Genomic DNA, 21,747 nt, shown 5'->3' with positions numbered 1-21,747 from the left:
TTAGTTTTAGTTTTCTTTGCATCCCATTCATGAAAATACAACGAATTACATACATTTCTATAGGAACCAATCAAGGAGATAAGCTAGCTAACATTCAGCAAGCAATTAACTTAATTGCTGATAAAATAGGCGCTGTATTAAAAGTAGCATCTGTATACGAAACTGCTTCATGGGGATTTGACAGTAATAATTTTTACAATACATGTATTAAAGTTTCAACGTATTTACCTCCTGAACAATTAATACTTAGATTACTCTCTATAGAAAAAGAGCTTGGAAGAACTCGAAAAAATACCGAAGGATATTCTGATAGGTTAATAGATTTAGATATTTTATTATTTGATGATGAAATTATCTTTTCTAAAACCTTAATCGTACCACATCCAAGAATGTTAGAACGTAAATTCGCTTTAGTTCCTTTGGTTGAAATTGCCCGCAATGTTATTCATCCAATAGAAAAAAAACATTTATATATTTGTTTAGAAAATTGCTCTGACACTTCTGAAATTACCAAATTGGATGTAAAATTAGAAAGACCTGTTCCTATTACCGAAAAGTATAATTACATTGCTATTGAAGGTAATATTGGAGCTGGAAAAACATCATTAGCCAATATGATGTCTGATGAATTCAATGCAAAAATTGTTTTAGAACGTTTTGCAGATAATCCATTCTTACCAAAGTTTTATAACGACAATGAACGCTATGCTTTTCCTTTAGAAATGAGTTTTTTGGCAGATAGATACCAACAACTTTCTGATGATTTAGCGCAGTTTGATTTATTTAAAAATTTTATTGTTTCTGATTACTATATTTTTAAATCACTCATTTTTGCACAAGTCACTTTACATAGTGATGAGTATAAATTGTATAGAAAAATGTTTGATTTAATGTATAAAGAAATTACAAAGCCAGATTTGTATGTATACTTATATCAAAACACAGAACGCCTGCTAGAAAACATTAAAAAACGTGGACGTGAGTATGAGCAAAATATAGAAGCGAGTTACTTACAAAAAATCCATGACGGATATAGCAACTTTATTAAAACACAACCTGATTTAAATATTCTAATTGTTGATGTTTCTGATTTAGATTTTGTAAACAATCCTAATGATTATGAGACAATTATTAATAAGATAAAAAATTACAACGCATAAAAAAAGCAGCTGTTAAAGCTGCTTTTTTTTATTTCTGAATTAACTCTAGCTTTTCAGCGAAATAGTCACAAAAATCGCGCATGGTAGCACTCATTTTTTCGTCGTTTGTAGCTCTTTCAAAAGAATTTGCCATAGATACTAAGGTTTGATGAAAAAATTGCTTCATTTCATCTACAGGCATATCCTTTGTCCATAAATCCATACGTAACGTATCTTTTTGTTTATGATCCCAAACAGATAGCATAATTGCTTTTGATGCTTCATCTTTTATACCTCCGTCTTCTGCATTCCAAGTAATTTCTTCTGGAATTCTATTTTCGTCTAACCCTACTTTAAATGTTATTTTTGATGTATGCTCTATCGCCATTATCTTTTTGGTTTATATCTTGAGTTTTTGAAGATTTCCTCTTCACTTGTTTGTAATAATTTATGCAAAGATACATCATTCTTTTGCATGTATGAACGTACGATTTGCCAACCAATCCACTCTCCTATTCTTCCTGGTGATTGACTATCTTCTTCCATATAAAACTTAGAAAAAGGAGCTAAATCTAAAAAGCGTTTATCAACATCTTTGCTTGTACTATACAATAAATCTTTTTCTATAAAATACATCCATATTTGCTCCTCATTACTTTTTGCCCAATCAAGTTTTTTTTGTGAATATCCTATTTTTATAGCATCAGGTACGTTAGGTAAATAAGCATCTAACAAATACATTTTTTTTCCTCGATAAATCATTTTATCTATGAAGCTCCTCTCTATACTTGGCAACATTTGTTTTCCTATAATAGCTTTAGCAACGTCTACAACAACATGTTCTTTAGTGTTATTTTGTTTTACATAAGCTGGATAATCATTATAAAACTCATGTTCTTCTCCTAAGTAAGCATCCAAAGAAATTAACAATAAACTATCCGTATATACAATTCTGTTATTATAGTCGATATTCGTTAGCATAGTAATCACTTTAGGGCTAACAAATCTTGGGTTATAATATTTTACATGCTTAAATAATGATGTTAACTTTTCTTTTTCCTCTTCAACACCTGAGAAAACTTTTTGAGTTTCAGTAAATAACTCTTGCTCATCTTTATTGTTAATCTTGTTTATCCAAACACTATCTGGTTGAGGAGGAAAAAGCATCGGATATTTTTCCTTTACCTTAGTAAGCTCGTTTGGTTTTGTGTTATAAAAATCAACATCAAAACGATCTAAGTCAATATTTACGTTAATATTAGATACATCAACATCTAACTTGTTACTTTCATCATTTTTACATGAAAGACTTATAAAAACTAAGGCAACTAGTGCTAAAATTTTTCTCATGAACTTTAGTATATTTACATTCTAAATTACAACGTCGAAATTACTAAATTAGTTTTTACCACTTAACTGTAAACTCGTAAAATATCACAAAAATGAATACTCCTAAGGTTGCTGAACACATTATAAATTGGTTAAAAGATTACGCTACTAATGCAAAAGTGAATGGTTTTGTTGTAGGAATTTCTGGTGGTATTGATAGTGCAGTTACTTCAACTTTATGTGCTAAAACTGGTTTACCTACGTTGTGTGTTGAACTACCTATTCATCAAGCCAAGAGCCAAGTAAGTAGGGCTAATGAACATATTAAATTATTAAAAGAACGTTTTAGTAATGTGAGCGAAGCTGAAGTAAATTTAACATCTACTTTTGAAGACTTTAAAACTGTAGTACCACAAGTTGAGCCTTCTGCTAAAGTTGATTTAGCTTTGGCAAATACTCGCGCTCGTTTACGTATGACAACCTTATATTATTTTGCTGGTTTACATGGTTTATTAGTTGCAGGAACTGGTAATAAAGTAGAAGACTTTGGTGTTGGGTTCTACACTAAATATGGTGATGGTGGTGTAGATTTAAGTCCAATTGCTGATTTAGTAAAATCAGAAGTTTATGAATTAGCCGCTCATTTAGAAGTACCTACATCTATTCAAAAAGCACAACCTACTGATGGTTTATTTGGAGATAGTAGAACAGACGAAGACCAAATTGGAGCTTCATACGATGAGTTGGAATGGGCTATGGAAATGCAAGATGCTGGTAAAACTGCAGATGACTTTTCTGGTAGAGAATTAGAAGTATATAAAATATATACGCGTCTCAACCGAATTAATCAACATAAAATGATTCCAATTCCTATATGTGAAATTCCTGAAAAATTAAAGTAATAATTAAATTGACTTTTCTTTTAAATTTAATATTTATTAAGTCACCTCTAGATTACACGGTTTAGTTTTTCAAAAAGACGCTTTTTTAACCCTGTATAATTACTTATTTCTTCTAGATTAGGAACAGCTTTTTGCTCTTGACTCTCTTGCATAATTTCTTTAATTTTTTCTTCAATTAATACTCTACGCAAGTTTAAAATAGCATCGGTAACTAACTTTGGAAGAATTTTAACTGTTTCTGTTACAAAAACTTCTTTACGCTCCCAATCACTTAGATTATATTTTTCTTCATCCATCAAAATATTAGTTACTAAACTAGATATTTGCGGATTTTCATGCATTACCAAATGATCTACTTTAATTTTTTCATCTTGATTTAATTGATGAATTAACTCATAATAAGTTAATCGAAATATTTCGTTGGTAAACTCTATTTCGTCTTCTTGTAAGTTCAAATACAACTCGTTTGAAACCGTGTTTTGATATTCTTCTTTTTCTAAAAACGGACGCCCTCTTTCATCAACTGCATCTACCCAATTTACAAAATCAACAACTTCATTTCCATATAACAACAATATTCTAATAACTTCTTTTTCAAGAATATTTAATTGATTGATGCTTTGCTGTAACTTTCCTTTCCCTCCTTTTATGGCTTCCATTGAAGCCTGCCCTTGCTCTTGAAAATATTCTGGAGGTGGTTGATTAGGGTCTTGACCTGCACTATTCTTTCTCGTTGCTGTTGCTCCTTTTTTTAACAACTGGGCTAACTCACTAAATAGTACTCTCTCAGAAATATCCATAATACGTGCACACTCTTGTACGTACACTTCTCGTTGAATACCATCAGGAATTTTAGAAATACTCGTAACAATATCTCGAATCAATCCTGCTTTTTTTACAGGGTCATTCGCTGCTTCTTTCATTAATAAAGAAACTTTGAATTCAATAAAATCTTGTGATTTTTCTTTTAAATATTCTTTTAACTCAGCATTAGAGTGCGCTTTGGCAAAACTATCAGGATCTTCACCTTCAGGAAAGGCTACTACCCTTACATTCATTCCCTGCTCAAGAATTAAATCTATCCCACGAATTGAGGCTCTAATTCCTGCTGCATCACCATCAAAAAGCACCGTTATATTCTGTGTTAATCGATTTACCAAGCGAATTTGATCAGGTGTTAATGCTGTACCTGAAGAGGCTACAACATTTTCAATTCCTGATTGATGAAATGAAATTACATCTGTATACCCTTCTACTAAAAAACAATTGTCTTCTTTAGCTATTTCTTTTTTAGCTTGGTATAGACCGTAAAGGATTTTACTTTTATGATAGATATCACTCTCAGGAGAATTCAGGTATTTTGCGGCCTTTTTATCGTTGGTAAGTATTCTACCCCCAAAACCTAAAATACGTCCCGACATACTGTGAATAGGAAACATCACACGTCCTTTAAATCGGTCAAACTTTCTATCTTCTGTTCCTCCTTCTTTTACAATTGTTAAACCAGTAGATTTTAGATATTTTAAATCGTAACCTTTGTCCAGCGCTGCTTTGGTAAAATTATCCCATTCATCTTTACAGTACCCTAAATCAAACTTTTCAATAGTGTCTTCTCTAAATCCTCTCTCTTTGAAATAAGACAACCCAATGGCTCTTCCGTTTTGTGTATTCATCAATACATCATGAAAGTAGTCTTTGGCAAATTTTGAAACCAAAAACATACTTTCTCGCTCATTTATCTGCTGTTTTTCCTCATCAGACTGCTCGGTTTCTTCAATTTCAATATTGTATTTTTTAGCTAACCAACGTATCGCTTCTGGATAGGTATAATGCTCGTGTTCCATTAAAAATGAAATTGCATTCCCTCCTTTTCCTGTACTAAAGTCTTTCCAAATTTGTTTTACAGGTGACACCATAAAAGAAGGGGTACGCTCGTCAGTAAACGGACTTAACCCTTTAAAGTTACTTCCTGATTTTTTTAACTGCACGAATTCTCCTATCACTTCCTCTACTCGAGCGCTCTCAAAAACTCTATCTATGGTTTGTTGGGTTATCATATTCTATAAAAATATAGCAAACAAATATACTACTAGTTTTAAAAGTTAGTTTATTGTTATAAAACTCTTGGCAAATTTAATTTGCTAAAAACATATAATTACATAATTTTGGCAAAAATTCCCCTTATGATGAAAACAATTACCCCCTTTTGTTTTGCAACATTATTTGCATTTAACATTTATTCACAAGAAACTATTCGAATTCCTGATATTGGTTTAGAAGAATGTTTAATCAATTTAAAAATTGATTCTAACGGTTTAAACGGTAGTATTACAATTAGTGATGCAGAATATGTTACTAATTTAAATGTTAATGATCCTGTTACAAACAAAGACTTACCTAACGTTTATTCTAAAATTAAAGATTTAACTGGTTTAGAAAGTTTTCCTAATTTAAAACGTTTGGATTGTTTTGGTAACGAGATTAAAAAGATTGATTTATCGCAAAGCTCTTCTATTAGTTTCTTAAACTGTAGTGAAAACAAAATTGAGCGTTTAGATGTTAGCAAAAATTCTAACTTAACTTATATAAGTTGTGATTATAACAAATTAACCTCTTTAATACTTGGTGAAAACCCTAATATTCAAAGTTTATATGCTAGTTACAATCAACTTACTACCTTAGATGTTTCAAACTGTCCTAACTTAGAAAGTATGGATGTTACAGGAAACAAGATTAAAACTATTATCGTTAGTGAAGAGCAACTAGCTAACATTCCTCAAGGATGGTATAAAGACGAAAAAACTACTTATGCAACAAGTAATGGTGTTGTTGCTGACAACAAGGTTACAGAAGAGATTGTTGAAGAAATTGTTGTAGAAGAGGCAGAAAAAAAGATAGTAGAAATTACTGAAGATGAACCTAAAGAGGTTAAAAAACCTGTACAAAAGTATGCTGAAAGCTTTAAACAATTAGTTATTTCTGAATATGAAAAAAGTGTTTTAAACGAAAAATACTTAAAGCAGATAAGAGAGGATCTTATGTATAAGTATGACATTAAAGATGAAGAAATTACTAAATGGATACAGCAATATAGTAAGCTTCATAAAACAGAATAACAATTTAGTTTATAAAATAAAAAAAAGCCATCAAAATTTGATGGCTTTTTTTTATTTCTTTCGGTAACTATTTTTAAGATGCTGCTCTTAATTTCTTTAATGCCGACTTTGTTAATTTCGACTCAGCATATTCTTTTGTTACCTTAAATTCTTTCTCTTCAGAACTTGGCATATCGAACATCGCATCGGTTAAAATAGCCTCACATAACGAACGTAATCCACGAGCTCCTAACTTATACTCTACAGCTTTGTTAACAATAAACTGTAATGCTTCTTCAGTCATTGAAAACTCAACATCATCCATTGAAAACAACTTAGTATATTGCTTTATAATTGAGTTTTTAGGCTCTGTTAAAATAGCTCTAAGTGTTTCTTCATCTAACGGATTCATATAACTCAATACTGGTAAACGACCAATGATTTCTGGAATTAATCCGAAAGATTTTAAATCTAATGGTGTAATGTATTGTAATAAGTTATCGTGGTCGATTTTATCTTCTTCTACCGAAGCACTATAACCAACCGCTTGCATATTTAAACGCTTGCTAATAAATCTATCTATTCCAGAAAAAGCTCCTCCAGCAATAAATAAAATATCCTTTGTATTTACTTCAATAAACTTTTGTTCAGGGTGCTTTCTACCTCCTTTAGGAGCCACGTTTACAACTGCACCTTCTAATAACTTTAATAAAGCTTGTTGCACACCTTCTCCAGAAACATCACGTGTAATTGATGGATTGTCTCCTTTACGAGCTATTTTGTCTATCTCATCAATGAATACAATACCTCTTTCAGCTTTTTCAACATCGTAATCAGCTGCTTGTAACAAACGACTTAAAATACTTTCTACATCTTCTCCTACATAACCTGCTTGTGTTAACACGGTAGCATCTACAATAGAAAATGGTACGTTTAGCATTCTTGCAATTGTACGAGCTACTAAGGTTTTTCCTGTTCCTGTTTCTCCTACTAAAACGATATTTGATTTTTCAATCTCAACTTCATCTTCATCATCTCTGGTTTGTAACAATCTTTTATAATGATTATATACTGCCACAGACATGGCTTTTTTTGTTTGATCTTGCCCTATAATATATTCATCTAAAAAAGCTTTAATTTCTCTTGGCTTTTTTAAGGTAAGATCTTTTGATAAATCACTTGTTTTAGCTTCAGCTATTTCCTCTTCTACAATTCCATGAGCTTGCTCAATACATTTATCACATATATGCGCATCTAAACCTGCGATTAATAAATCGGTTTCTGGTTTTTTACGCCCACAAAAGGAACATTGTAAATTTTCTTCTTTCGACATCTTATCAGCTTATTGCCAACAGCTCACTGCTATTAGCTGTTTATTATTTTCTAGTTAAAATTTCGTCTACCATTCCGTAAGCTTTCGCTTCGTCTGCTTTCATCCAATAATCTCTATCAGAATCTTGATTTACTTTTTCTACTGTTTGACCTGAGTGTTTTGATATTATTTGATACAACTCATCTTTTAATTTTAAAATTTCACGAGCTGTAATTTCAATATCAGACGCTTGTCCTTGTGCTCCACCTAATGGTTGGTGAATCATAATACGAGAATGTGGTAACGCCGAACGTTTTCCCTTTTCTCCTGCACACATTAACACAGCTCCCATAGAAGCGGCCATACCTGTACAAATTGTTGCTACATCTGGTTTAATAAACTGCATAGTATCGTAAATACCTAAACCAGCATATACTCCACCACCTGGAGAGTTAATATAAATTGAAATATCTTTATTAGCATCTACACTTTCTAAGAATAACAACTGTGCTTGAATTATATTAGCTACTTGGTCATTAATTCCAGTACCTAAAAAGATAATTCTATCCATCATTAAACGAGAAAAAACATCCATTTGAGTAATATTCATCTGGCGCTCTTCCATAATATATGGTGTTAAACTACTTGTAATTTTTCCGTAGTAGTTGCTATTTATTCCGTGGTGCTTTGTTGCGTATTTTTCGAACTCTTTTCCGTAATCCATTTTTAAAATGTTTTTGGGTTATAAAGATGTAAATATAAGAACTATTTCGTTAGTATTTTGTTACAGTTAATGGCTAAAAAAACCTGAATGTACATTCAGGTTTTTATTTATAACATCAGTTGTTAACTGTTACTTGTATACTTCTTTAATGAAATCTTCGTAAGAAACTTCTTTAGTATCAAAGCTCATGTTTTCTTTATAAAAAGCTAATAATTTTTGAGAAATTAATTGCTCTTGTAAACGACGTGCTTCGTCTTGATTTTGTAAGATTCTTCCCGCGATATCTTCTAATTCTTTTTCTTCTGGATTCATGTTTCCAAATTGAGCCATTTGAGCTCTAATAAATCCTTTTGCATAGTCTACTAACTCTGCATAGTCTAATTTGATGTCGTTATCCTTCATAATCTTCCCTTCGATTAATTGGTAACGTAATCCTTTTTCAGACTTGTTGTATTCTTCAACAGCTTGTTCAGCAGTTAATTCTTTTTCTCCTGCAGTTTGTAACCACTTTTGTAAGAATTCAACTGGTAAATCAAACTGAGTGTTATCTACTAAGTTCTCAGTAATTGCGTTTAACAATTGTTGATCTGCTTGTTGTTGGAATTGCTTTTCTGCGTCTTCTTTAATTTTTTCTTTTAATTCAGTTACAGTTTTTACACTTCCATCAGCAAATAACTTATCAAATAACTCTTGATCTAATTCTGCTGGTTCTATCTCAGTAATTTCTTCAATAGTAAATGTTACAGGAATGTCTAAATCGTGAACCTCGTCGTGAGATACACCTAAAGCTCCTTGTAACTTGTGCTCGTCTTCAAATAAGTTTTTAGTTTTTAATTCTAAAACGTCACCTACCTTAGCACCTACAAACTTTTTTAAGTTTGTTTTTCCTTTAATATCTTTTACAGAAATTGTAGATTTTTTGTTGATTTCTTTCTCTTCGTTTACGAAAGTACCAGTTACGTTAGTCTCTTCAGCAACTTCGTCTTTTGCAGACATTTTACCGTAACGAGATTGAATATTTTCAACTTCTTTCTCAATTAACTCGTCTGTAGCAACAATGTTATATTGAGTTACTTTGTTTTTTGGTTGTAAGTTTACGTCGAACTCAGGAGCTAACCCTAATTCAAACTCAAAAGAGAATTTATCAGCATCCCAATTGAAATCTTCTTGAACTCTTGGTAATGGATTACCTAAGATATCTAACTTCTCCTCAACTAAGAATTTGTTTAACGACTCTTGTAAAAGCTTGTTTACCTCATCAATCATTATTGATTTCCCGTATTGCTTTTTTACCATTCCCATTGGTACATGACCTTTTCTAAACCCAGGAATGTTAGCTGTTTTACGGTAATCGTTTAATACTTTTGTTACTTTATCTTGATAATCTTCTGCAACAATATCAACTTTTACAACTGCATTTAATGCATCTACGTTTTCTTTTGTTATATTCATCTTAAAAATCTGTTTCTTAAAAAATCGGGTGCAAAATTACTACTTTATTTATTGATAACCAAGACTTTTAGTTATAAGAATATTATCTTTTTTACCTCCCTTATTTTCTAGTTTTTAATGTTTTAGGTTACTTATTCGTCTCCTTCTTTTAATAGTGAAAACATTAATGATCTGAAAATTGACAGCAATACACTGAACAAGAGCGCTGTAAAAAATCCGCTAACTGCAAATCCTGACACTAGTTTATCTGCCAATAATATAATTACTGCATTAATTACAAACAAGAATAATCCTAGTGTAACGATGGTTGCTGGTAATGTAAAAAACACTAGTAACGGACGTACAAATAGGTTTAACAAAGCAATTACTAACGCTACAATTACTGCGGTTGTATAACTTGCTACGGTTACTCCTGGTAAAATATTTGCCAAAACAATTACTGCCAATGCAGTTAATAATACTTTTAAAAATGTTTTCATTTTTCTTTTTTATTTAATTGGTTATGAATTATAAATTTACTCTTTTTAACTGAAACTATTAATTCATAACACTTCATATACTTTACCACAACCATACCAAAAGTAGAAAACTGCTGTTTTGGCAGGTTCAAAAACTTTGTTTATTGCTTGATTTACTTTAAATTCGTTCAAAACACAAAAAAATAATTTACCAACCCAAACCACATATTAACAATTACACACCAATACTTACCATTAACCAAAACATAATTAATTATTGAATCCTGATTTCAACAAAAAAACTATTGAAACCTTAGCTAAAAGAGCTGCCTATAAATGTTCTAATCCTGAATGTAGAGTAAATACTGTTGGACCAAATTCAAATCCTGAAAAATCCACAAAAATTGGAGAAGCTGCTCATATATTTGGCGCAAGAATTGGTTCTAAAAGATATAATTCCGAGATGAACGACACTGCAAGAGCCGAAATTACAAATTCAATTTGGCTATGTAGAAACTGTCATAAGCTAATAGATACAGATGAAACAAAATACACTCCAAATATTTTATTTGCTTGGAGAGAGAAACATGAAGAATACATATCTTCAACATTAGGAAACAACACAGATCAAATTATCTACAAAGAACAAACTTCAATTCTTGCAGATTTTAAAGACTACCCTCCAATTATTAAACGAATCATACTTGACAAACCCTACGGTTGGGAATATCGTTTAACAGCTGAACTAATGCGTTATTTCAACACTCCTCTCTTTAGAAAACTAAAAGACTTAAAGGAAGGTTTATATTTAAAAAACATTACCACAATTGAACCAGAAAAATCATTTACTTGGATTCAAGACAGACTTAATGAGATGTCCAAAATAGCCACACCTGCAAAAGGACTACTTAAACTCTTGACAAAAAGCTGGGGAAAACCAGGTGAACCTGGCGACATTAAAGAGATCCATCATGCTACTAGCTTAATTAGAGATTATCTTGAGCATGTTATTTCTTTTGAAGAAAAAATTCATTTTGTAAATCCTCCTGAAGAATACGAAAGACCAGTTTCTTTACTTAAAAACTTAATAGGCTCTCAAATCAGAAAGCTTTCAAGCATACCTTCAGACCTTGATAATATTATTTCTTTATCTATTGAATACGAAAAAGAAAACAACACACCTAAGGAAATAAAAAAAGTGTTTGTTTTTGACTTACCTCAAAACTGGGAGATAGAATTCCATAAAGAGCTAATAAAAGCAAAAAGAAATCAGAGTCTTAATAAAAATGAAAACTCAGGATGCCTCTCATTTATAATATTTATTATCATAACTATGATAATCTTTTTATTATTTTAAACACAAATTCTTCCCTTCTAACCAAGGTTACCAACCTGTTAAACTTTATTTTTGTTTACACAAAAACTCCATTCCAAAATGCTCAAAAAACACTTAGCTTCCTACAACATTCTTTCCGAAGAAGAAATAGACAACTTTGTAAATTTAGTTAGGTATAAAAAACTTAACAAAGGTGATTTTTTTATACAAGAAGGTAATACTTGTAAAGAAGTGGCTTTTATTACTTCGGGTATTTTCAGATCCTTTTATCATTCGTCTGACGAAAAAGAAGTTACCTATTGTTTGCTATCAGAGAACTCTTTTGTTACCGCTTACTCGTCTTTTATTTCTCAAACAAAAACTAACGAAAATATTCAAGCATTAACCGATGCTGAGCTATACAGCATTACCAAAGAACAATTTGTAGCACTAGAAAATTCAAGTACTAATTGGTTACGTCTTTTTAAAATTTTTGCTGAACAAGAATATATAAATCTTGAAAACAGAATTTTTGTTTTGCAAAATGAAAGCGCTGAAAACCGCTACAAGAAACTACTAGAAACACACCCTAGCTATTTACAAACCATACCACTACAATATCTTGCTTCTTATTTAGGCATTACGCAACGACATTTGAGTCGAATTAGAAAATCGGTTTTTTATTAGACAATTGTCCTTTTTAAGCTTGTAAAACCAACCGTACTTTGCTTCATAATCTTAAATATATTATGAAGAATATTTTATTAATAAACGGACATCCTGATAAAAATAGTTTTAACCATGCACTAGCAGCTTCTTACAAAAGAGGCGCTTTGGAAACTGACGCTAAAATCGAAGAAATTACCATTACTGACTTAAACTTCAATCCTAATCTTAAATTTGGTTACCGAAAAAGAACGGAGCTTGAACCAGATTTACAAGATTCATTAGCTAAAATTAAAAAAGCAGATCATATCGTATGGTTCTTTCCTGTTTGGTGGGCAGGTTACCCTGCAATGATGAAAGGTTTTATTGATAGAGCTTTTTTACCCGGAATTACTTTTCAGCCTGTTGAAGGGAAACCTTTTCCTGAAAAGCTTCTAAAGGGTAAAACTTCTCGACTTATTATAACTTCTGATACACCTAGTTGGTATGATTACTTGTTTATGAAAAGACCTGCCATTAGACAATTTAAAAAAGGAACATTAGAGTTTTGTGGCATTAAACCTGTTAAAACTACTTTCTTTTCAGTAATGAAAGACTCAACTCCTAAACAAAGAAATTTGTGGCTAAATAAAGTATATACTTTAGGCAAGAACCTACTGTAACAGACCTTACTCTACAAGTTAAAAATGTTTTTAGCTTGTAGAGATTTAAACCTTCTAGTTTTTAAATAACTTTGCTAAAACTTCAATTAAAAACCAAAATGGATACTAGCAAAATTGTAACATCAATAAAAGTCACCGATTTAAATCAAAACGAAGTTGATTTACTTGATAAATATGCTAACAAAATTCTATTGCTTTTATTTTACAATAATGCTTGCTTGGGTTGTACTGGTAGAGCCATTCCACTAGCATATAAGTTTAAACAAACTTATCAAGACATTGAGGTTATTGGTATTCATAGTAACTTTAATAGCAACACTGTTTCTAAAGAAGACATTCTAAGTATTTTTACCATCAACGAGCTTCCATTCCCTATTTATATAGATAACAATCACAAAATGTATGATTTTTTTAATTCGGAAGGAACGCCACAGTGGGTACTACTAACCCCTAAAGGTGAAGTATATCGATCTATCTTTGGATCGCAAGATAATGCACAAAACAGGCTGTATTATGCTTTAGAAAGCCTGACTGAAAATGGAGGTTAAATTTAAAAGTAACTATTGGTAATTATTTTTTCAGAACTTCTGATACTTGAGTTGCGATTGCTTCTTTTACCTCTTTATCTTCTAACAACAAGTGTATTAAGTTATCTTTTACCTTGTTTTTTATATCTAGCAGATTGTATTTAGATGCAGGCTCACTAGCTTTATCTATATTGTTAAGAAACATTTCTCCTTTTCCTGTAAGTAACCATGTTGGGTTTATTTCTGGAAAAGAATGTAGAATTTTGTTTAACACATTACTTTTAAATGACGATTTTCTTCTTATTGCAGTACCAATAGAATTATTAGACACATCTATAATCTCTTCAAAAGACCTAATATTTAGCCTTTTATAATTAATTACTTCTTCTACTCTCTTATAAGTTTCATCTACAAAATCGCTCATTGAAAAATAACTTTTTTCTAAATTTTATTTAATTTTGTTTCTGTATTTAGATTTTTGTTTGTATTTTTACTTCGTAATAAGTACAGGATACGTACAAATATAAATTAAAAAGTGCTATCTACTTCTAAAAAACAACTTGAGTTTTTATGATAACTGCTATACAACGAAAAGAATTAGAAAAAATTAAACCACCTAAATACCGCGAAAAGGTAAAAAACTACCTGAGCAAAAATGGTCATGATTTTTCTTTGGAAACTATACAGAAGGTATATTCTGGTAAAAGAAAAAACTTAACTATTGAAAAAGCTATTGTGGTTGTTTTTCACAATTACATGAAAGACCAACAAGCAATAGACAATAATATAAACAGCTTAATTAACGAAATAAACAGTGATTTCCCTTAATAATTTTTTGTTTTTCGCCGGGGGGCGAGTATTTTAAGCGAGGGACTAGGAATCAATAAATTCCTCCTCGCTTTTTACTTTAGAAAAGTTATAGCTTCTTTATAAAAATCCTCTGGATTTTCAGCATGTAGCCAGTGCCCAGCATTGGCTACTGTTTTTATCACTGCTTTTGGAAAATGCGCCTGAATTAATGGCTCATCTTCTTTTGAAATATATCCTGAATTTGCTCCGCGTAAAAACAACGCCTCTCCTTCAAAAACAGTAAAAGAAGGTAACGCTACTCCTACTTCACTATTATTTTCAGTTAATGATTTTAAATTGAAACGAAATGCTAATTCGTCTTTTGTTTTTCGGTATACATTTTTTGCTAAAAATTGACGGATTCCTTTTTCTGGGATTAACTCAGCCAGTTTTTCATCCACTAACTTACGTGAAGTTTGTACCGAAAAATCTACAGAGTTTAATGCCGCTAAAATTTCGTGATGATGTGGCGGATACATTCTTGGAGAAATATCAGCAACAATTAACTTGTTTACTAGCTCAGGATATTCAGTTGCAAACAACATTACTGTTTTTCCTCCCATGGAGTGCCCTAGTAAGTCTACTTTTTCAAGCTTATGATATTGAATATAGTTATATAAATCACCCACCAACAACTCATAATCAAAAGCATCAGCATGAAAGCTTCGTCCATGATTACGCTGGTCTACTAAATGTACCTCAAAACCATCTTCTGCAAACTTATTGGCATGTGATTTCCAATTATCACCCATACCAAAGTATCCATGTAAAACAAGTAACGGTTGTCCTTCTCCAATTATTTTTGAGTGTAATACTTCCATAGTTATTGCAAACGATGTAAATACATATTCACAACATTTTCTAGGCCTAAATACAAACTTTCTGAAATTAGTGCATGCCCAATAGATACTTCAGCCAAATGAGGAATATTTTGTTTAAAAAATTGAATGTTATCTAAACTTAAATCATGACCAGCATTAACTCCAAGCCCTACTTCATTTGCCAAAACAGCTGCTTCTGCGTACACTTTTACAGCTTCTTTATTTCCTTTTTCGTACTGCGTAGCAAATTCTTCAGTATATAACTCAACTCTATCAGTTCCTGTTTTAGCAGCAGCTTCAATTAGTTTTAAATCTGTATCAATGAAAATTGATGTTCTAATTCCTGCTTCTTTAAATTCAGCAATTACATCTTTTAAATACGATTGATGAGTTATAGTATCCCAACCAGCATTAGATGTAAGTTGATCAACACTATCAGGCACCAACGTTACTTGTGTTGGTTTAATTTCTAATACCATTTGCTTAAACTTATCAATTGGGTTTCCCTCAATATTGTATTCAGTTGTTACAATTGATTTTAAATCATAAGCATCTTGGTAACGAATATGTCGTTCATCTGGTCTTGGGTGAATTGTAATTCCTTCCGCTCCAAAATCTTGTATATCGGCTGCTACTTTTAGTAAATTAGGTACGTTACCCCCTCTAGAATTACGAAGTGTAGCTATTTTATTAATATTAACACTTAACTTTGTCATGCTATAAAATTAGACTACAAAGGTAACGCATTCCAACATTTTAAACTATATTCGTAGTAATGAAAATCAACGATTTTATATTAAAAGAAATTAAAGCACTCTCACTAAACAGCACCGTAAAAAGTGCTCAAAAGCTGTGTAATGATTTGCCTATAACCCATATTCCTGTTGTTGAAAATAACAGGCTGGTAGGTTGTTTGCCTGAAAGTGATATTCAGACTATTGAAAATAAAGATGTTACTCTTAGAGAATACACTTATTTATTAGATCATTTTTATACAAATGAGAATGCTACTCTACTCGATTTAATTTCCTTATTTGCAGATAACGACTCAAATTTAATTCCTGTTCTTGATAAAAGCTTGTATTATGTAGGTTATTATGAATTGAGTGATATTTTAGATGCTTTTGCTAACAGCCCATTTTTACATTACGAGAGTGATACTTTGATTATTGATAAGAATAAAACAGATTATTCTATGAGTCAAGTAGCACAAATTGTTGAAGCTAGTAACGGTAAATTATTGGGCGCATATATTTCTTCTGAAAATATAAATAGCGTTGAAGTTACTCTTAAAATTGTTTCTGAAGAGATGAATGAAATTATTCAAACATTTCGCAGATACGGTTACAACGTTATTACACAACACGAAGATGATTTTTATTTAGAAGAACTTAAAGATAGAGCTGCTTATTTAAGGAAGTACTTAGATATGTAATTTTTTCAATAACCAAACAAAATTCCAACAGTGAAAAAAGTCGCTATTTACGGACAAGCTTATACCACACTTGCAGAAAAAGAAGTAAAAATTCTTTTAACTGTTTTAGAAAAACATAACATTGTTGTTTTTTTTGAACAACAATTCTATAATTTATTTGTTGAAAATAATTCGCTAAACAAAAAGTATCCTACCTACGCACATTTTAATGATTTATCAAATACTTTTGATGTGATGTTTACCATAGGTGGAGACGGTACTATTTTAAGAGCAGTAACCTATATTAGAGATTTAGATATTCCAATAATGGGAATTAACACTGGTCGCTTAGGTTTTTTAGCTACCATTCAAAAAGACCAAATTGAGGAAGCTATTAATTTAATGTTGAAAAAAGAATACACGCTTCAAGAACGCTCTTTATTACAAATAGAAACATCTCCTGCTACAGAAGATTTTGCTGAACTTAACTTTGCACTTAATGAAGTAACTATTGCTAGAAGAAACACTACTTCTATGATTGGCATTAAAACCTCATTAAACACAGAGTATTTAACCAACTATTGGGCTGACGGACTAATTATAGCAACCCCAACAGGATCTACAGGTTATTCTCTTAGTTGTGATGGACCTGTAATTTTACCAAATTCAAAAAGTTTTGTTATTACCCCTATTGCACCGCACAATTTAAATGCGCGTCCAATGGTAATTCCTGATGACACAGAAATTCTTTTGGAAGTTAGTGCTCGTGAAAAAGATTTTTTAATTTCTTTAGACTCTCGTATTACTACAGTTCCATTAGACACTAAAATAAAAATAAAGAAAGCTTCATTTACCATAAAAAGTGTTCTACCAAAAAATCAATCTTATTTGAATACCTTGCGTGGAAAACTTTTATGGGGAGAAGATGTACGAAATGAATCGTTATAACCATAGTGATTACAATAAAACCGTAAAAAAAAAGTTAATCAAAAAGACGGATTATTAACTTTTTAAAGCAAATTCAATTCCCTATATTTGCACGCTATTTTACAATGAGAGGACTTATTTTATTAATATTATTGGCTTGTGTAGTAACACCTTTACAATCGCAAACACACGAAATTGGTTTTTTTGCCGGTGGATCTAACTATGTTGGTGATATAGGTAGCACTAATTACATATCGCCTAACGAGTTTGCTGGCGGACTTGTATACAAGTACAACTTAAACCCTAGAATTGCTTTAAGAGGAACTTATACTTACATTCCTGTTTCTGGTAACGATAATGATGCCGATAATGCTTTTCGCCAAAATAGAGGTATTAGCTTTTCAAACACTATTCATGAGTTTGCTGCTGGAGTAGAATTTAATTTCTTTGATTATAACATCAACGATTACAGAACTACATTTACTCCTTACATCTTAGCTGAAGTTGCCGCTTTTAACTACAAAAGCCCGGAACCAACTTCATCTAGCAATACGATACTTTTAAAAAATAAATTTTCTTACACTGTACCTGTCGGTATAGGACTTAAAGGAAGATTAGCAGATAACTTTGCTATCGCATTTGAAACAGGTGTACGATTTACATTTGTAGACGATATAGACTTTACAACAGATAGAATAAACTCATTAGACTTTGGAGGTAATGGAAACGACTGGTATGTATTCTCAGGTGTTTCTATTGTATATACCTTTGGAAGACCGCCTTGTTTTGGTGGAATAGCAGAATAGATTATGGAAGAAAAACTACAGCGCATTGACTTACAAAAAGTACCAAACCACATTGCTATTATTATGGATGGTAATGGTAGATGGGCAAAAGGTAAAGGAATGCAACGTGTTTTCGGACATAGAAATGCTTTAACTGCCATTAGAGAAACAGCTGACACAGCTTCTGAACTGGGTATTAAGTTTTTAACTTTATACGCTTTTTCTACCGAAAACTGGAATCGCCCAAAGTTAGAAGTAGATGCTTTAATGAGCTTACTAGTAACTACCCTTAAAAAAGAACTCCCCGAATTTCAACGTAAAAATGTAAGAGTAAATGCTATTGGTAATTTGGCTAACTTACCTAGCAATGCTCAAAAAGTATTAAACAAAGTTATTGATGCTACTAAAAACAATACTAAAATCACTTTAACCTTTGCTTTAAGCTATGGTTCAAGAGAAGAAATTGTTAACGCAATCAAAAACATATCAAAAAAAGTTGTTAATAACGAGATAGAAATTGAAAAAATTAACGAGAAAATTATAAATAATCATTTATATACGTTTAATTTGCCCGACGTTGATTTAATGATACGTACAAGCGGGGAACAAAGAATAAGCAATTATTTACTTTGGCAAATGGCTTATGCCGAGTTGTATTTTACTGATGTATTATGGCCTGATTATAGGAAAGAACATCTTTACGACGCAATAATTGATTATCAAAACAGAGAAAGAAGATTTGGAAAAACCAGTGAACAGATTGAAACCAATGAATAAATATTCGTATTTACTAGTATTTTTTATCACCCTTTTTGCGGTGAGTACTCAAGCACAAAACACAACTCCTAAAGACAGCACCGTCACAAATGTTATTTCCTATGAAAAAGGAAAAGAATATATTTTAGGAGGCATAACTGTAACTGGATTACAAAAATTTAATGAACAAACAGTAAGAATATATACTGGTTTAGTAGAAGGACAACCAATTAAATTACCTGGTGACAAACTTACTAGTGCTATTAAAAAGTTATACGAAAGCAAACAATTTAGTGAAGTAGATGTTTATTTATCTAAACGTGATGGTGAAACTGTATACCTTCAATTTGATGTGACTGAATTACCTCAGTTAACTACAGTTACAATTTCAGGAGTAAAAAAATCACAAATAAAAGAGATAAAAAAAGAAACTGAATTAAAAAAGGGAGCAATGGTTACAGACAACCTTATTGTAACCACACGTAACTTTATTAAAAAGAAATATACTGATAAAGGTTTCTTAAAAACCAAGGTTTCTTTAGATACTAAAAGAGATACTTCAGATGTTAACACCGTTAGCATGGCTATTTTTATTGATAGAGGTGATCGCATAAAAATTAAAGAAATAAACTTTACTGGTAACGAAGCTATGTCTGATGCTACTTTACGAGGCGCTATGAAAAACACCAAACGTAAAATTTTTGGTCGTTTTTGGAAGGCTTCAAAGTATATTTTAGACGATTACAAAGAAGATTTAAAAAGCATTCTTGAAAAGTATAGTGAAAATGGATATCGCGATGCTAGAGTTTTATCTGATAAAGTTGTTTGGAATGATGATAACACTATAAACCTTGAAATTGAAGTTGAAGAAGGTCGTCAATACCGTTTTGATGAAATAGTTTTTATAGGAAACAAAGAGTACACAGACGAATTCTTAAGTAATATCTTACGAATTGACAAAGGAGATATTTATAACGGAAAAGTTTTAAAAGAACGTATTTCTGGAGATGGTACTCCTAATTCTCAAGACATCCAGACACTATATCACAATAATGGTTTCTTATTTTCTCAAGTAAACGCTGTAGAAACTAAAGTAGAAAATGATTCTATTACTGTTGAAGTTCGTATTAGAGAAGACGAACCTGCAACTATAAAGAAAGTTACAGTAACAGGAAATGACAAAACAAATGACCATGTAATCTATAGAGAACTACGTGTTAAACCAGGTGATTTATTTAGTCGTCAAAACATTATTAGATCTATTCGTGAAATAGGTCAATTAGGTTTCTTTGATACAAATGTAACTCCTGATGTTAAACCTAATTATCAAAATAAAACAGCAGATATTGATTTTTCTGTAGTTGAAAAAGGAGGAAGTCAAATTGAACTACAGGGTGGTTATGGTGGTGGTTCTTTCATAGGTACTTTAGGGTTATCTTTTAACAACTTCTCTGTTAGAAATATTTTTAATAAAGAAGCTTACAAACCTCTTCCTATGGGAGATGGGCAAAAACTATCTTTACGTTTACAAGCTAGTAGAACATACAATACCTATAGCTTCTCTTTTACTGAGCCTTGGTTAGGGGGTAAAACTCCACAATCTTTATCATTCTCTGTGTATTTATCAAATCAATATCGTTTTGATTATACAACCTACGATGTTAACAAAGATGAAAGCTTAAGTATCATTGGTGCTTCAATTGGATTAGGAAAACGTTTAAAGTGGCCTGATGATTACTTTACTCTTTCTCAAAACATTAGTTACCAAAGGATAGAACTACAAGATTATGGATATCGTGTAGGTTCTTCAAACAATATTCTTAGTCAAGGAGATTTGAATAACTTAGCTTATACATTTGCATTAAGCCGTAACTCTGCAGGTCCTAGTTTAATTTTCCCTACTTATGGTTCTGAATTTACAATAAAGGCTAAAGCTACTTTCCCTTACTCATTAGTAAACGGAAAAGACTATACTGAACCAACAAATCCAACACCTGATGAACGTCAAGCTTACTTAGCTGATAAATATAAATGGTTAGAGTATTACAAGATTTCAGCAAAAGGTAAATGGTATACATCCTTAGCTAATAAACTAGTGTTAATGTCTAATTTTGAAATGGGGTATTTAGGCTCTTATAATGATGATTTAGGTTTAACGCCAGTTGAAAGATATTTTGTTGGAGGAGATGGTATTGCTCAAGGGCAATTAGATGGACGTGAAACAATTGGTTTAAGAGGTTATGAGAATAATCGTATCTCTTCTCTTGATGGGGGTGCTATTTACAACAAATTTCAATTAGAATTACGTTACTCTATTACAGATAAACCTTCTGCATCTATTTATACAGTAGGGTTTTTAGAAGCGGGTAATTCTTATGACAATTTTAGCGAATTTAATCCGTTTAAATTAAAACGTTCAGCTGGATTAGGTGTTCGTATATTTATGCCTGCATTTGGATTATTAGGTATCGATTTCGCACATGGTTTCGATCCGTTACCTGGTTTAACTGAAAAGTCAGGTTGGCAAACGCATTTTATAATTGGAAGACAGTTCTAAAATCATGCATTTATAATGCGTCTAGGTTTTGGCACGGTTTTTTCTAAACACATTATA

The 21,747-nt window shown here is 31.5% G+C and carries 23 protein-coding genes; 13 read left to right on the top strand and 10 right to left on the bottom strand.

The window, feature by feature from the left end; all coding sequences use genetic code 11:
• Positions 1-29 precede the first annotated feature (29 nt).
• Positions 30-1,160, top strand: coding sequence for a 2-amino-4-hydroxy-6-hydroxymethyldihydropteridine diphosphokinase (gene folK / locus ACKTTR_RS02655; RefSeq protein ID WP_408026401.1), 1,131 nt, complete (start codon positions 30-32; stop codon positions 1,158-1,160).
• A gap of 28 nt (positions 1,161-1,188) precedes the next feature.
• Here the strand turns inward: folK and gldC are convergent, their stop codons facing one another.
• On the bottom strand, positions 1,189-1,527 hold the full coding sequence (gldC, locus tag ACKTTR_RS02650; protein ID WP_047788614.1) for a gliding motility protein GldC: 339 nt from the start codon (positions 1,525-1,527) through the stop codon (positions 1,189-1,191).
• Complete coding sequence (gene gldB, locus ACKTTR_RS02645) at positions 1,527-2,489, bottom strand: gliding motility lipoprotein GldB (RefSeq protein ID WP_408026400.1); 963 nt, start codon at positions 2,487-2,489, stop codon at positions 1,527-1,529. Before gldB ends, gldC begins: the two co-directional genes overlap by 1 nt.
• Positions 2,490-2,581: 92 nt before the next feature.
• On the opposite strand from gldB, the gene nadE reads away from it, so the two are divergent.
• Entirely contained in the window at positions 2,582-3,370 is a 789-nt protein-coding gene (nadE, locus tag ACKTTR_RS02640; protein ID WP_408026399.1) for an NAD(+) synthase, read from the top strand.
• Positions 3,371-3,417: 47 nt separating this feature from the next.
• Here the strand turns inward: nadE and dnaG are convergent, their stop codons facing one another.
• Positions 3,418-5,427, bottom strand: a complete 2,010-nt coding sequence (gene dnaG, locus ACKTTR_RS02635) for a DNA primase (RefSeq protein ID WP_408026398.1) — start codon at positions 5,425-5,427, stop codon at positions 3,418-3,420.
• A gap of 126 nt (positions 5,428-5,553) precedes the next feature.
• On the opposite strand from dnaG, the gene ACKTTR_RS02630 reads away from it, so the two are divergent.
• Complete coding sequence (locus ACKTTR_RS02630; RefSeq protein WP_408026397.1) at positions 5,554-6,486, top strand: leucine-rich repeat domain-containing protein; 933 nt, start codon at positions 5,554-5,556, stop codon at positions 6,484-6,486.
• A 73-nt stretch (positions 6,487-6,559) separates the two neighbouring features.
• Here ACKTTR_RS02630 and clpX read toward each other — a convergent pair whose 3' ends face one another.
• The 4 genes from clpX to ACKTTR_RS02610 form a co-directional block, all read right to left on the bottom strand.
• Positions 6,560-7,798 carry an ATP-dependent Clp protease ATP-binding subunit ClpX gene (clpX, locus tag ACKTTR_RS02625; protein ID WP_408026396.1) on the bottom strand — a complete coding sequence of 413 codons (1,239 nt, stop codon included), beginning with the start codon at positions 7,796-7,798 and terminating at the stop codon, positions 6,560-6,562.
• A 43-nt stretch (positions 7,799-7,841) separates the two neighbouring features.
• Complete coding sequence (clpP, locus tag ACKTTR_RS02620) at positions 7,842-8,501, bottom strand: ATP-dependent Clp endopeptidase proteolytic subunit ClpP (RefSeq protein ID WP_408026395.1); 660 nt, start codon at positions 8,499-8,501, stop codon at positions 7,842-7,844.
• Between the two features lie 129 nt (positions 8,502-8,630).
• The gene (gene tig, locus ACKTTR_RS02615) at positions 8,631-9,953 is read right to left on the bottom strand and encodes a trigger factor (protein WP_408026394.1); all 1,323 of its coding nucleotides are present in this window, start codon (positions 9,951-9,953) and stop codon (positions 8,631-8,633) included.
• Between the two features lie 131 nt (positions 9,954-10,084).
• A complete protein-coding gene (locus ACKTTR_RS02610) occupies positions 10,085-10,432 on the bottom strand; it encodes a phage holin family protein (RefSeq protein ID WP_408026393.1) in 348 nt (115 codons plus the stop codon).
• A gap of 256 nt (positions 10,433-10,688) precedes the next feature.
• Here ACKTTR_RS02610 and ACKTTR_RS02605 point away from each other — a divergent pair, with 256 nt between their 5' ends.
• The 4 genes from ACKTTR_RS02605 to ACKTTR_RS02590 all read left to right on the top strand — a co-directional run bounded on the left by ACKTTR_RS02605 (position 10,689) and on the right by ACKTTR_RS02590 (position 13,602).
• Positions 10,689-11,768, top strand: a complete 1,080-nt coding sequence (locus ACKTTR_RS02605) for a hypothetical protein (protein ID WP_408026392.1) — start codon at positions 10,689-10,691, stop codon at positions 11,766-11,768.
• A gap of 78 nt (positions 11,769-11,846) precedes the next feature.
• On the top strand, positions 11,847-12,413 hold the full coding sequence (locus tag ACKTTR_RS02600) for a Crp/Fnr family transcriptional regulator (RefSeq protein WP_408026391.1): 567 nt from the start codon (positions 11,847-11,849) through the stop codon (positions 12,411-12,413).
• A 62-nt stretch (positions 12,414-12,475) separates the two neighbouring features.
• A complete protein-coding gene (locus tag ACKTTR_RS02595; protein ID WP_408026390.1) occupies positions 12,476-13,054 on the top strand; it encodes an NAD(P)H-dependent oxidoreductase in 579 nt (192 codons plus the stop codon).
• Positions 13,055-13,152: 98 nt separating this feature from the next.
• On the top strand, positions 13,153-13,602 hold the full coding sequence (locus tag ACKTTR_RS02590; protein ID WP_408026389.1) for a TlpA family protein disulfide reductase: 450 nt from the start codon (positions 13,153-13,155) through the stop codon (positions 13,600-13,602).
• A gap of 22 nt (positions 13,603-13,624) precedes the next feature.
• Here ACKTTR_RS02590 and ACKTTR_RS02585 read toward each other — a convergent pair whose 3' ends face one another.
• Positions 13,625-14,005 (bottom strand): hypothetical protein, encoded by a 381-nt coding sequence (locus tag ACKTTR_RS02585; protein ID WP_408026388.1) that lies wholly within the window; start codon positions 14,003-14,005, stop codon positions 13,625-13,627.
• 146 nt (positions 14,006-14,151) lie between these two features.
• On the opposite strand from ACKTTR_RS02585, the gene ACKTTR_RS02580 reads away from it, so the two are divergent.
• Positions 14,152-14,409 (top strand): hypothetical protein, encoded by a 258-nt coding sequence (locus ACKTTR_RS02580; RefSeq protein ID WP_408026387.1) that lies wholly within the window; start codon positions 14,152-14,154, stop codon positions 14,407-14,409.
• Positions 14,410-14,483: 74 nt separating this feature from the next.
• Here ACKTTR_RS02580 and ACKTTR_RS02575 read toward each other — a convergent pair whose 3' ends face one another.
• Positions 14,484-15,251: an alpha/beta fold hydrolase gene (locus ACKTTR_RS02575; protein WP_408026386.1), complete on the bottom strand. Its 768-nt coding sequence runs from the start codon at positions 15,249-15,251 to the stop codon at positions 14,484-14,486.
• Positions 15,252-15,253: 2 nt separating this feature from the next.
• The gene (locus tag ACKTTR_RS02570; protein WP_408026385.1) at positions 15,254-15,967 is read right to left on the bottom strand and encodes a pyridoxine 5'-phosphate synthase; all 714 of its coding nucleotides are present in this window, start codon (positions 15,965-15,967) and stop codon (positions 15,254-15,256) included.
• A 59-nt stretch (positions 15,968-16,026) separates the two neighbouring features.
• On the opposite strand from ACKTTR_RS02570, the gene ACKTTR_RS02565 reads away from it, so the two are divergent.
• The 5 genes from ACKTTR_RS02565 to bamA all read left to right on the top strand — a co-directional run bounded on the left by ACKTTR_RS02565 (position 16,027) and on the right by bamA (position 21,690).
• Positions 16,027-16,686: a CBS domain-containing protein gene (locus ACKTTR_RS02565; protein ID WP_408026384.1), complete on the top strand. Its 660-nt coding sequence runs from the start codon at positions 16,027-16,029 to the stop codon at positions 16,684-16,686.
• A 30-nt stretch (positions 16,687-16,716) separates the two neighbouring features.
• Positions 16,717-17,613 (top strand): NAD kinase, encoded by an 897-nt coding sequence (locus ACKTTR_RS02560; protein WP_408026383.1) that lies wholly within the window; start codon positions 16,717-16,719, stop codon positions 17,611-17,613.
• A 104-nt stretch (positions 17,614-17,717) separates the two neighbouring features.
• A complete protein-coding gene (gene porG / locus ACKTTR_RS02555; protein WP_408026382.1) occupies positions 17,718-18,398 on the top strand; it encodes a type IX secretion system protein PorG in 681 nt (226 codons plus the stop codon).
• Between the two features lie 3 nt (positions 18,399-18,401).
• Positions 18,402-19,154 carry an isoprenyl transferase gene (locus ACKTTR_RS02550; protein WP_408026381.1) on the top strand — a complete coding sequence of 251 codons (753 nt, stop codon included), beginning with the start codon at positions 18,402-18,404 and terminating at the stop codon, positions 19,152-19,154.
• A complete protein-coding gene (gene bamA / locus ACKTTR_RS02545; RefSeq protein ID WP_408026380.1) occupies positions 19,147-21,690 on the top strand; it encodes an outer membrane protein assembly factor BamA in 2,544 nt (847 codons plus the stop codon). Before ACKTTR_RS02550 ends, bamA begins: the two co-directional genes overlap by 8 nt.
• Positions 21,691-21,747 lie beyond the last annotated feature (57 nt).

It is taken from the genome of Tenacibaculum litoreum, assembly GCF_964513915.1.
GTDB lineage: Bacteria > Bacteroidota > Bacteroidia > Flavobacteriales > Flavobacteriaceae > Polaribacter > Polaribacter litoreum.
This window is presented reverse-complemented; position numbering and strand designations above follow the sequence as displayed.